This is a genomic window from Streptomyces sp. NBC_00316, assembly GCF_036158715.1.
Classification (GTDB): domain Bacteria; phylum Actinomycetota; class Actinomycetes; order Streptomycetales; family Streptomycetaceae; genus Streptomyces.
In genome coordinates, this window is the sequence record NZ_CP108023.1 from 7153178 (window position 1) to 7165212 (window position 12035).

The 12035-nt window shown below is 70.4% G+C and carries 9 protein-coding genes; 6 read left to right on the plus strand and 3 right to left on the minus strand.

Annotated elements, in window-relative coordinates; all coding sequences use genetic code 11:
- Nucleotides 1–60: 60 nt before the first annotated feature.
- Together OG878_RS31820 and OG878_RS31825 are read left to right on the plus strand one after the other, a co-directional pair.
- A complete protein-coding gene (locus OG878_RS31820; protein ID WP_328891451.1) occupies nucleotides 61–2271 on the plus strand; it encodes a HelD family protein in 2211 nt (736 codons plus the stop codon).
- Nucleotides 2272–2459: 188 nt separating this feature from the next.
- Nucleotides 2460–3875, plus strand: coding sequence for an MFS transporter (locus OG878_RS31825; RefSeq protein WP_328889967.1), 1416 nt, complete (start codon nucleotides 2460–2462; stop codon nucleotides 3873–3875).
- A 235-nt stretch (nucleotides 3876–4110) separates the two neighbouring features.
- Here OG878_RS31825 and rox read toward each other — a convergent pair whose 3' ends face one another.
- Complete coding sequence (gene rox, locus OG878_RS31830) at nucleotides 4111–5538, minus strand: rifampin monooxygenase (protein ID WP_328889968.1); 1428 nt, start codon at nucleotides 5536–5538, stop codon at nucleotides 4111–4113.
- A gap of 1093 nt (nucleotides 5539–6631) precedes the next feature.
- Here rox and OG878_RS31835 point away from each other — a divergent pair.
- Nucleotides 6632–6907, plus strand: coding sequence for a hypothetical protein (locus tag OG878_RS31835; RefSeq protein ID WP_328889969.1), 276 nt, complete (start codon nucleotides 6632–6634; stop codon nucleotides 6905–6907).
- 252 nt (nucleotides 6908–7159) lie between these two features.
- A complete protein-coding gene (locus tag OG878_RS31840) occupies nucleotides 7160–7768 on the plus strand; it encodes a TetR/AcrR family transcriptional regulator (protein WP_328889970.1) in 609 nt (202 codons plus the stop codon).
- Nucleotides 7769–7840: 72 nt separating this feature from the next.
- Here the strand turns inward: OG878_RS31840 and OG878_RS31845 are convergent, their stop codons facing one another.
- Entirely contained in the window at nucleotides 7841–8605 is a 765-nt protein-coding gene (locus OG878_RS31845) for an SDR family NAD(P)-dependent oxidoreductase (protein WP_328889971.1), read from the minus strand.
- 406 nt (nucleotides 8606–9011) lie between these two features.
- On the opposite strand from OG878_RS31845, the gene OG878_RS31850 reads away from it, so the two are divergent.
- A complete protein-coding gene (locus OG878_RS31850) occupies nucleotides 9012–9683 on the plus strand; it encodes a DinB family protein (protein WP_328889972.1) in 672 nt (223 codons plus the stop codon).
- A gap of 331 nt (nucleotides 9684–10014) precedes the next feature.
- Here OG878_RS31850 and OG878_RS31855 read toward each other — a convergent pair whose 3' ends face one another.
- Nucleotides 10015–10623, minus strand: a complete 609-nt coding sequence (locus tag OG878_RS31855; protein ID WP_328889973.1) for a hypothetical protein — start codon at nucleotides 10621–10623, stop codon at nucleotides 10015–10017.
- A gap of 311 nt (nucleotides 10624–10934) precedes the next feature.
- On the opposite strand from OG878_RS31855, the gene argC reads away from it, so the two are divergent.
- Nucleotides 10935–11963: an N-acetyl-gamma-glutamyl-phosphate reductase gene (gene argC, locus OG878_RS31860; RefSeq protein ID WP_328889974.1), complete on the plus strand. Its 1029-nt coding sequence runs from the start codon at nucleotides 10935–10937 to the stop codon at nucleotides 11961–11963.
- Nucleotides 11964–12035: the final 72 nt, after the last annotated feature.

A 12035-nucleotide genomic window follows, 5' to 3' on the forward strand; every position in this document is an offset into this window, starting at 1 on the left:
GGCCACTAGAAACACCATATCCGGCAGGGAGCGATTTTGTCAACTCGCGAAAACGTCGAATTGCAGAAGGAGCAGGAATTCATCGACCGGGTCTACGACCGTGTCGACACACTGCGCGGGGTCACCGCGCAGCATGTCGAGGAGGCGTTGACCCCGGTGGGGAACGGCCTGCAGGCCCGTCTCGAACGCGATGTGCTTGTCGCCGAGCGCTCCGGTCTGCTGGCAGCCCTGAACGCGGTGGACGGCTCGCTGTGCTTCGGCCGCATCGACCTCCGCGACGGTGCCGCGCACCATATCGGCCGTATCGGAATTCGTGAGGACGACACCGCACACACTCCTCTGCTGATCGACTGGCGGGCACCGGTCGCCCGGCCCTTCTATCTCGCCACCGGACATACGCCCATGGGGCTGCGCCGGCGCAGGCACATCACCACCGAGGGCCGCACGGTGACCGAGCTGCACGACGAGATCCTCGATCTCGGCGACCGCGAACGCACCGGTTTCGAGGACCCGAGCGGCGACGCCGTGCTGCTCGCCGCGCTCGGCTCGGCCCGCACCGGTCGCATGGGCGACATCGTGCGGACCATCCAGGCGGAGCAGGACCGCATCATCCGTGCTCCGCACCGTGGTGTCCTCGTCGTCGAGGGTGGCCCCGGCACCGGCAAGACGGCGGTCGCGCTGCACCGTGCGGCCTTCCTGCTGTACGAGCACCGTGAGCTACTGGCCAAGCGCGCGGTGCTGGTGGTGGGCCCCAATGCGGCCTTCCTGCGCTACATCGGCGAGGTGCTGCCCGCCCTCGGCGAGACCGGCGTCATGCTGGCCACGCAGGCCGAGCTCTTCCCCGGTGTCCACGCCCGCGGCACCGATACCGCCCGCGCGGCAGCCGTCAAGGGCGGCGCGGGGATGGCGGAGGCGCTCGCCCTCGCCGTAAGCGACCGGCAGGGGCTGCCCGAGCCCGGCGCGCCGATGGTCATCCCGCACGACGACGGGGAACTCGTCCTGGACTGGGAGATCGCCTACCAGGCCAGGCAGGCGGCCCGTGAGACCCGTCTGCCGCACAACCTCGCCCGTCCGTACTTCGCGTTCCACGTCGTCGACGCCCTCACCGCACAGCTCACCGAACGCATCGGCGCGGACCCGTACGGCGGCCCGAACTTCCTCGGTGCGGACGACATCGCCCAGCTCGGCAAGAGCGTCGCCGCGAGCGAGGCGGTGCATGCGGCCGTCGGAGAGCTGTGGCCGCTGCTCACCCCCGAGGAGTTCCTCGCCGGTTATCTGGCCGAACCGGTGTACGTACCGCAGGAGGACGCCGAGGCCATCCGGCGCGTTCCCGGTGACGGGGAGTGGACCCCGGCCGATGTGCCGCTCCTCGACGAGGCGGCCGAGCTGCTCGGGGCCGACGACAGTGCCGAGCGGGCCGCCGCCGAGGCCGAGCGCCAGGAGCGGGTCGCCTATGCGCAGGGCGTCCTGGAACTGTCCCGGGGTTCGGAGACGTACGAGTTCGAGGACGAGGAGTCCGAGCGCCTGGCCGCCCACGACATCATCGACGCCGAGCGGATGGCCGAGCGGCAGGAGGAGGCCGATCACCGGAGCGCGGCCGAGCGGGCCGCCGCCGACCGGACCTGGGCGTTCGGGCACATCATCGTCGACGAGGCGCAGGAACTGTCACCAATGGCGTGGCGGCTGCTGATGCGCCGGTCACCGACCCGCTCGCTGACCCTGGTCGGCGATCCGGCGCAGACCTCCGAGGAGGCGGGCGTCGGTTCGTGGGAGAGGATCCTGGAGCCGTACGTCGGTGACCGTTTCGAGCATGTGAGGCTGGGGGTCAACTACCGTACGCCCGCGGAGATCATGGAGCTGGCCGCGAGGGTCGTACGGGCCCAGGACCCCTCGTTCGAGCCGCCCGGGTCGGTGCGGTCCACCGGTGAGACGCCGTGGACGCGGGATGCCGGTGCGGATCTGGCGGGCGCGGTGGCGCGGGCCGTCGCGGAGCTGACGCCCGAGGAGGGGCGCCTCGCAGTGATCGCACCGCGTGCGCTGCACGAGGAGATCGCGGCCCCGCTCGACGGAGTCACGGCCGGCGCCGAACCCGACCTCACCCGTCCCGTGGTTCTGCTCGGCCCGCGTGAGGCCAAGGGGCTCGAATTCGACCATGTCCTGGTCGTGGAACCGGGGCGGTTCGGAGCCAGTGACCTGTACGTGGCGCTGACCCGGGCGACGCAGCGCCTGGGCATCGTCCACCGGGAGGAACTGCCCGAGGCGCTGCGCTGACCGGTGCGGCGGCGGGCGCCCCGACCGGTGAGACCGAGCACCGTGCCCGGCCGGACCGGCCGAGTGCGGTGCTCGGCAACCGGCATCCCCCGTCGCACGGTTGACGAGGCGGTTCGGCGTGCGAGCCCGGCACGCCGCCGGACTGCTCAAGTCACGGCAGGCGTTCGTCCCGGACATACCGTGTCGTCATGGTGCACGCCGGTGGTACCCAGGCCGAGCGGCCGGACGGGCCTGCGGCTTCGGGCCGGTCCCTGGCACCGCTTCTCGCGGTCTGCGCGGGCTACTTCATGGTCATCCTGGACGTGACCGTCATCAACGTCGCCGTTCCGGTGGTGGGACGGGAACTGTCTGCGTCGCTCACCGGGATCCAATGGATCACGGACGGCTACACCCTGGTCTTCGCCGGCCTGCTGCTCACCGGCGGCGCACTGGGGGACCGGTTGGGCAACCGCCGGCTCTTCTGTACCGGGGTGGTGGTGTTCATCGTCGCCTCGGTCGGCTGCGGACTGGCACGGAGCGCCGGGATCCTGGTCACCGCCCGGCTGCTGGAAGGACTCGGCGCGGCACTGATCGTGCCCGGCTCCCTCGCCCTCCTCCAACAGGCCTATCCCTCACCTGCCGAGCGCTCCCGGGCCTTCGGCCTGTGGGGGTCCATGGCCGGCATCGCAGCTTCCGCCGGGCCCCTTCTGGGCGGCCTCCTGGTCTCCACCGTGGGCTGGCGCTGGGTGTTCTTCATCAACCTGCCCGTCGGATGTGCCTGCCTGTTGCTGACGCTGCGCCATGTACCGGCGTCGGCGCGTCGCGCTGACCGCCCCGTGGACTGGCCGGCCCAGTGCGCCCTGATCGCGATGGTGGCCCTGCTGATCTCCGTCCTCAACGAAGCCGGGCGGCGTGGCTGGACGGACCCGCTGATCCTCGCCGGCGCCGGTCTGTGCCTGCTGGCAGCCGTCGCGTTCGTCCTTCGCGAGCGCCTGGCCCGCAACCCCGTGCTGCCCCTGCGACTGCTGCGCTCACGCCCGATGAGCGGGGGATCGGCCATCGGCCTGCTGTTCAACTTCGCCTTCTACGGCATGATCTTCACCGCCAGCCTGTACTTCCAGCACCACCGCGGCCTGAGCGCGCTGCGCACCGGGGTCGCCCTCTTCCCGGCCGTGGCGATGACGATGTTCGCCTCCGTCCTGTCCGGGCGACTGGCCCGCCGCACCGGACACCGTCCGCTCGTGGTCACGGGCATGTTCGTGGGAGCGGCAGGTCTGGCCGGCTGGGCCGCCGCAGGACGTAACCCGGACTACCTGCTCCTCGTGGCGCCGATGATGGCTGCGGGCTTCGGCACGTCCTTCGCCCTCACCGGATCGACGGCCACCGTGATGTCGGCCGCGCCGGACACGTACTCCGGCACCGCCTCAGCCCTGTTCAACACCGCCCGGCAGATCGGCAGCGCCGCAGGCGTCGCGCTGGGAGGCTCGCTGCTGGCTTCCGCAGCCAGTTTCACCACCGGGCTGCGCACCGGCATGGCCGTCGGCGCGGCCGCGTACCTGACGGCCGCCGCCCTCGCGCTCTTCTGCATCCCACGGAAGCACCCCGCGACGTCGCCGGCTGAATGACGACGGGCCAGGGCAGGCATGCCGGACGTGATGTCCGCTGCCGGTGTGATCCAGCGATTCGGCCGGCCCGTCGGCGCTCGACTCCGCCCCGCCGTGGTCGGGCCGGTCCGGTGACGCGGCCCTCGGCCGGGATCGGTGTTCTTCGCGGGGGGCTTCGAGCCGACGGGGTAGGGCACCGTGCCGCGCCGAACCCGGCCGGAGACGGGCCCCGCCCTTGCGAGCCACGACTGCGCGCTCAGCCGACGGCAGCGCCGAACCATCTGGGCAGATGACCGAGCAGATCCTGCTGGTCTTCCCCGACCCACGCCACGTGGCCGTCCGGCCGCAGCAGCGCCGCGGGCACGTCCTGTTCCTCGCTGACGTCGACGACGTGGTCGACCCGGTCCGCCCAGCCCGCCACCGAGAGCCGACCGGTCCGGTCGAGCAGCAGTCCGCGGCCGCCGTGCATCAGCTCGTAGAGGCGACCCCGCTTCAGCTTCACGTCCCGCAGCCGCCGGCCGAGCAGTTCGTGGCCCTCGCCGAAGTCGTAGCGGACCCCGACCGCGGTGATGATCCCGGTCACGTACCGGTTCACCTCCTCGAAGTCCATCAGCTTCGAGAACAGCTCCCGCAGCGCTGTCGCACCCGGATCGGTCCCCATCAGCGCGATCTGCGCGCGGGTGTTGTCCAGCACGCGGGCGCCCACCGGGTGCCGTTCGGCGTGGTAGCTGTCGAGCAGCCCCTCCGGTGCCCAGCCGTCGACCGCGGCGGCCAGTTTCCAGCCGAGGTTGAACGCGTCCTGCACGCCGAGGTTGAGCCCCTGCCCGCCGGTCGGCGGGTGAATGTGTGCCGCGTCGCCGGCCAGCAGCACCCGGCCGACCCGGTAGCGCTCGGCCTGCCGGGTGGCATCGCCGAACCGGGACAGCCAGCGCGGCGAGTGCACGCCGAAGTCGGTGCCCGCGGTGGCCCGCAGCTGCCGCTTGAACTCCTCGAGGGTCGTCGGGGCCGTGCGGTCCTCGGACACCCCCTCGGCGGGCACGACGAGGCGGTACGTCCCTTCTCCGAGGGAGGCGGCGCCGAAACGCAGTTGGGTCCTGCGGACTTCCTCGACGACGGCGGCAACCGTCGCCGGATCCTCGGTCAGCTCCATCTCGCCCAGCAGCGTCTCGACCGTGGCCGGCTCGCCGGGGAAGCCGACGCCGAGTTGCCTGCGCACCGTGCTGCGGCCGCCGTCGCAGGCGACGAGGTAGCGCGAGCGCAGCTGCGTGCCGTCCGCCAGCTCGACGGTCACCCCGCCCTCGTCCTGGCTCAGCCCGACCACTTCGCAGCCGCGCCGGATCTCGGTACCGAGCTCGAGGGCACGCTCGTTGAGCAGCTGCTCGGTGACCGGCTGGGAGGCGGCGACGCCGTACGGGTGAGCCGTGTCCAGCCGGTCGGGCCACGACTTCAGGATGCCGCCGAAGAGACCGCCGACCTGGAACTTCTCACTGACCGCGAGGAACCGGTCCAGCAGACCTCGCTGATCCATCATCTCGACGCTGCGCGCGTGCAGCCCCTGTCCGCGGGACTCCTTGGTCGGCTCGGTCAGCTTCTCCAGCACGACCGTGTGCACACCGTGCAGCCGCAACTCGCCGGCCAGCATCAGGCCGGTCGGTCCGCCGCCGACCACGATCACGTCAATCATGAAAACGCCCATTCAACGAGATTGGATTTCGGCCGGCTGCTCTCTGCATTCCGGTGGCGCGCACACCTGCACCTGCGCGCCGAGTCCCCGCAATTGCACCGCGATTCCCGCCGGCGGTTCGACCTTCCGCGAGACCTGAGCATCGCCAGAGGTGTGCGTACTTCGCTCATCCCTGATTTCCGCAGGTTCTGGCTTCGGCTGGAGATTCTGCAACACGACCCCGGCCTTGCCGCAAGGCCCCCTGTGCGCTATATCTTGATAGTGGCAAGGAGTGGGCAACCTCCTTGCCTTTGTTTTTTGTCGTCCGCTGTAGACGTTCTTTCTTCGCCTCTTCGCCTCTTTGGCAAGGCAGATCAGAACGTCGTCGAGAGCGTGGCCGTTCTCGTGGATCGATCGCCGCGCGAGCGCTGGGCACAATGGGCTGAATCGATCGCGGAGTCCGGGCCGGAGCACGAACTTCTCGCGGCAGGACCGGGCTGATGTGTTCGCCCCACTCGATCACCGCTCACCCATGGTCGTCCGGAACCTGGACGGGCCGGAGGGCGCCCCGGTGACGGGGCCTCAGGTGCCGGCTGCGCGCGACAGCCCCGCCCGCCGCCCGAGCTCTCACCTCGCTCGGCCGGTGTCGCGGCCTCCGGCGACTGCGTGGCCCGGCTGTGCACACGGCGTGCCCGGCCGCCATCGGATCTGATCGGCTCGTGGCGAGGCGCCCCCCGTCGTACGGTGGAAGCAGCAGGTGGCGCGCCTCCGCAGCACTCTGCGGTGGTGTCCGTCTCGCCACGGGCGGCGCACCATTCTGCGGCCGTTCCCATCGGCCGCCCCGGGGCCGGATGCAGTGAGCGGCTCCCCAACGCTTCTCACCGGAGGGGAACCGTCCTGCGTGCCATCCTGACGTGCGAGTTCAAGGAAGCCGGGATCGGTACGAACGGCCAGTACGCCGTCGAGCTCCCGTCAGGTCGAGGCGGCCGCGCCGCTGCTTAAGCACCGTAGGAGAGGAGAAGCCCTCGTCGAGCACCGCTCGGCGCCGTTCCCACACGGTTCGGGCACCGCCGTGGCCGGGCCGCGTGACAATCCCGGAAAGCAGGTGCGTCCCATGCGCACGTCGACCCGCGTCGCCGGTGTCCTCACCGGCCTGACCCTCATGCTCGGCGCCACAGCTCTCGCCACCCCTGCCGCCCAGGCGGACATCCCCGCCTGCACGAACATGGCCGCCCAGTCGGGTGTCGGCGTCACCGACGCCGTCACGACGGCGTGCCACCGTGGCGTGAGCGGCGACCTGCAGGGCTGTGTGAACGGGCTGACCGCGGCCGGAGTGCCGGGCGGCGCTGCGAACGGCGCCTGCCGATTGGCAGCCCACGAACCCCGATAGGCCCGCCCGTCACGGTCAGCGCCGGGCGGCGCACGAACGTCGGGCCTGCGCCCGGCGGATCGCCGCCGGATCCGGGCCCGACGGCACGTGCCCGTCCAACCATGAGTGCCGTGTGAGAAGAGGAGTCCGTCGGAGTCGGGTGTCGCAGGACCGCGTCCGGGGGTCAGCCTCCGCGTTCATGGCGCGGATGCCCCGTAGATCGATGCCGCACGACTATAATGGACTACTCAGTCCATTATAAGGAGGTGGGTCGTGCCGGGGGAGCTGACGGCGAAGGGGAAGGCGACGCGGAGCCGGATCGTCGAGGGGGCCGCGGCGGTGCTGCGGGAGAAAGGTGTCGCCTCGGCGACGCTGGACGACATCATGGCGCGGACAAGCACCAGCAAGAGCCAGCTGTTCCACTACTTTCCAGCAGGCAAGGACGAACTGCTCGTCGCGGTGGCCCAGTTCGAGGCGGACCAGGTCCTGGAGGACCAGCAACCCTATCTGGGTCGCCTCGACTCGTGGGAGGCTTGGGAGCAGTGGCGGGACGTGGTGGTCAAGCGCTACGAAGCGCAGGGGGACCAGTGTCCGCTCGGGTCGCTGTTCCTTCAGGTTGGGCGTTCGACTCCCGGGGCGCGGGCGATCGTGATCGAGCTGCTGCGCCGCTGGGAGGAGAGCCTCGCGGTGGGCATCCGGGCGCTGCAAGCGGCCGGCACGCTTCCCGCCGAGCTCGATGTCGACGCGAGGGCCGCGGCGCTTCTGGCCGGGATTCAAGGAGGCGTGTCGATCCTGCTGTCGACGGGCCGGTCCACGCACCTGCGCGCTGCTCTCGATCAAGGGATCGCGGACCTGCGCCGCGCAGGCCGCGCCGTGGCGTGACCTGCGCGGTGGTTGTGCACGGGTGGGGGCGGCTTCACAGAAACCACCCGCCTCCGGGGGCGGTGTCATGCGTCAACCGGCGATGACGGCGACGGTGGTGCGGCCGCCGTCGACGTCGAGCACGATGCCGTGCACGAATGAGGACTCGTCACCGGCCAGGTACACGGCGGCGTTCGCGATAGCGTCGGGGGTGCCCATCCGGCCCGCGGGGGTGCCCTTCATCATGATCTCGCCGGGGTGGACCTCTCCCGGTGCGGACGTCTGCACCACACCCGGGGAGATCGCGTTCACCCGAACGCCCCGCTCCCCGAACTCCGCCGCCCAGGCCCGGGTCAGCGTCTCCACGGCTCCCTTGGTGGAGCTGTAGAGGGCGCCAATCGGAATGCCCAGGCGCGCAATCCAGGAGCCCAGGTTGATGATCACCCCGCCGCCGGCCTCCACCATGGCGGGTGCGACGGCAGCGGTCAGGAAGAACGGGGCCTTCACGTTGACCGCGTAGACCCGGTCGAAGGTCTTCTCGTCGGTGGTCGCCGTGGTGTCGCCGGGGTAGATACCGGCGTTGTTGACGAGGACGTCGATACGGCCGCCGAGGAGTTGCGTCGCCTCCTCGGCCAGCGCCTGCGAGGCGGCGGCGCTTCCATCGAGGTTGGCCTGCACGAAGCCGGCGCGCCCGCCGCGTGCGCGGATCCCGTCGACGACCTCCTTGCCGCGCTCGGCGCTGCGGCCCGAGACGGCGACGTACGCCCCCTCGGCGGCGAAAGCCTCCGCGATCGCCCGCCCGATGTTGCTGGTCGCTCCGGTCACCAGGGCGGTCTTGCCCTCAAGCCGCATGGACATGGTTCACTCCGTTGATTGGTTCTCCACCGTGAACCCGAACGGCCGGGCCGCATGCAGCCTTCGACCGGACGGGGCGGCCCTGGAGAGCCAGGGCGCAGTGCCACTGTGCGACGACAAAAATGGACCTGCAAGTCCAAAACGGAGGGTGTTCCGGCCCGCAGGCCGACGCGGATTCGATCCACCCGCGGTCCACCCGGGGCGGGGCCGTGCGCCTGCCGGAGCCGAAGGCGATACCGGGCGCGGCAGGGATGTCAGTGGAACCCGTGGCGGGTGACCGCCTCTGACTGCAGGACGGGTAGGCCTGCGAAGGTGGCGCCTGGCCCGTGGGCCGGTTGCGGGCGCGGTCTGTGTGGCGGTCGGTCCGACGGTGAGGTGGTGACAGTGACGTCGGCGTGCTGTGTTCCATGTGAAAACGCTGGGCTGCGCGGTGACGCCGACGAGGCGGCGGCAGTTGACCGAGCCGACCGACCTGTCCATCCTGATCATCCCGACCGCCCCGGAACCACTGTGCCCTGGAGCTGACATGGCTGACGTGATCGTGCCCGACCCCGTCACGCGCGACATTCTCGCGATCTTCGAAAACGTGCGATTCCGGCTGTTCGAGCGCCTGGAGGACTTGACCGACGCCGAGTACCACTGGGAGCCGGTCAGCGACTGCATCAGCATCCGCCCCGGCGACGACGGTGTCTTCCGCGTCGCCACGCTGTTTCCGGAATCGAGTCCGGAGGCACCGGACCCCTTCACGACGATCGCCTGGCGCATCTGGCACATCGGCAGCCTCTGCCTGCGCGGCTATGTGATCCACTTCTTCGAGGACGTTCCCGAGCTCGGCGACCGCCACGAGTGGCCGGGCACCGCGAAAGAGGGCGTCCAGGCGCTGGCCGAGGACTGGGACCACTTCATCTCCCGTATCGCAGCCCTCGGCGACAAGCGCCTCCTGGCGCCGATCGGCATGGGCCCAGGCGGTTGGGCCGATGAGACCTATCTGAAGCTCGCGCTGCACGCTCTGAAAGAGGTCACACATCACGGCGGCGAGATCGGCCTGCTGCGCGACCTGTACCTGCGCGAAGGCGTCTGATCCTGGCGGTGGGCGACCTTGTCCGGCGGCCGGGGTGCGGATGGCCGGATCGTCGATCCGGTGGCGCTCGTCGAGATCGATGACGTCGTGGGTCACCGGGTGCCCTGCGCGCTGTGGCGTCCGGCGAACTGAGCACGTTCGTCTGTACCCGGCCGGGGAGCAGGACGCGTACGCCGACACCTAGCGGATTGACATGTTGGTACTCGATTCGACCTTCAGGACGAGGGTGCCGATCACTTGGTGAGCGGGTCTCCGCCGTCGATCTCCTGGGCCGGCTTGTCTGCGTACTCAGTAAGGTGTCGCCGCAGAGCCGCATAGTGAGGGCCCGGATTCAGGCGTCCGGCGAGTTGATGCCAGGTGGTCGGACGCCGCGCCGCCCATGCCCGGCGGATCTGCTCGGGCTGGGCCTGTTCGAGGGGCCGGGGAGCGAAGAGGTGCTCCCCGGCGATGATGCGCGGCCAGATGAAGATGGACGCGTGATGTCCCGGAGCCGGGTTGGGCAGGTGCGTGCGTGATGTGCGAAGAACCGTGCCCAGGAGGTGCGGCTTTCCCGGGTGTGGAAAGCGGCGTCGAACAGGCCGGTGATCCGCTGCTGGGTGTTGTCGGCGAACAGCAGCTTGCCGGCGATGCCCATCAGCAACACCTCGCTCATACCGTTCGTGAAGTCCAGGGCCAGCGGTGAGCGCCGCTCTTCCAAGCTCTCGAATCCGTGCATCCGGCCCGTGGTCAGCACGAACTTCAACCCCGGCCGATGCCGCTGACTGGCCCTCCAGGTGAAACCACGCACCGGTGCCGAGGCGAGCGCGCGAAAGCCCGCCAGGTCCTGAACCGGGCAGACCACTTTCGCTCGGGACGCCTTCCACACCGTTGTCCACCGACGCGCCCACCCGCGCCCCTTCTCCAGCCGCGCAGCCGCCTCAGCGGCGACGGCGTACGGCACGACGAGATCATCAAGGGTGCACTCGTGCGACCACACCGGCCCCGCCTCGACTGGCAGCGTACGGACCGATACCTCCATGCCCCCAGAACAACCCGCCCGAACGGCCCCGCGTGCCACTTACTACGAAAACTGCGCAGGTGAGAGCAGCGACCGCTACCCTGCGGGCCACCCCCAACGCTTACCCGGGCCAACTCGGCCGCCCACGGGCCGGCACAAAAACCCAGTCTCAGCGGGACGCTGTGCGCGCGCGAGGGGCGTTGCATAAACGTGCGGCTTTGCGTATAGTCATGCCATCGACGAGGAGGATTTCGGTGGCGGTACGTGCAGCGGTAGCAGGGGCAAGCGGATACGCCGGCGGGGAGCTGCTCCGTCTGCTGCTGGTTCATCCCGAGGTCGAGATCGGTGCTCTCACCGGGAATACCAACGCGGGCCAGACGCTCGGATCCCTGCAGCCGCATCTGCGGCCCCTCGCCGGGCGGGTGCTGCAGCCGACCACCCCCGAGGTCCTCGCCGGGCACGACGTCGTCTTTCTCGCACTGCCGCACGGGCAGTCCGCCGCCGTCGCGGAGCAGCTCGGTGACGAGGTGCTCGTCGTCGACATGGGCGCCGACTTCCGGCTGAACGACGCCGCCGACTGGGAGAAGTTCTACGGATCGCCGCACGCCGGGACCTGGCCCTACGGTCTGCCCGAACTGCCCGGGGCCCGCGCCGCGCTGGCGGGGTCGAAGCGGATCGCGGTGCCCGGCTGCTACCCGACGGCCGTCTCCCTCGCGCTCTTCCCGGTGTACGCGGCACAGCTCGCCGAGCCCGAGGCCGTGATCGTCGCCGCGTCCGGTACGTCCGGGGCGGGCAAGGCGGCCAAGCCGCACCTGCTCGGCTCCGAGGTGATGGGCAACATGTCCCCGTACGGCGTCGGCGGCGTGCACCGGCACACCCCCGAGATGATCCAGAACCTCAGCGCCGCGGCCGGTGAGCCGGTCAGCGTCTCGTTCACGCCGACCCTCGCGCCCATGCCCCGAGGCATCCTCGCCACGTGCAGTGCGAAGGCGAAGCCCGGCGTGAGTGCCGACGCGGTGCGCGCGGCGTACGAGAAGGCGTTCGCCGACGAGCCGTTCGTGGATCTCCTGCCCGAGGGGCAGTGGCCCGCCACAGCGTCCGTCTACGGTTCCAACGCCGTACAGATCCAGGTCGCCCACGACGTCGCGGCGGGCCGGATCATTGCGATCAGCGCCATCGACAACCTCGCCAAGGGCACTGCGGGCGGCGCCCTGCAGAGCATGAACATCGCTCTCGGACTCGCCGAGGACACGGGACTTTCCACGATCGGAGTGGCTCCGTGAGCGATGCACGCGCAGCCGCCGGGCTGCGGACAACGACGAAGGCCGCGCCGCTGAGGCGCGCGGCCGGAGAAG

Excerpts from the sequence above, each read along its gene's own strand:
- OG878_RS31825 (WP_328889967.1), top strand. The coding sequence starts at position 2,460 with ATGGTGCACGCCGGTGGTACCCAGGCCGAGCGGCCGGACGGGCCTGCG.
- rox (WP_328889968.1), bottom strand. The coding sequence starts at position 5,538 with ATGATTGACGTGATCGTGGTCGGCGGCGGACCGACCGGCCTGATGCTG.
- OG878_RS31835 (WP_328889969.1), top strand. The coding sequence starts at position 6,632 with ATGCGCACGTCGACCCGCGTCGCCGGTGTCCTCACCGGCCTGACCCTC.
- OG878_RS31845 (WP_328889971.1), bottom strand. The coding sequence starts at position 8,605 with ATGTCCATGCGGCTTGAGGGCAAGACCGCCCTGGTGACCGGAGCGACC.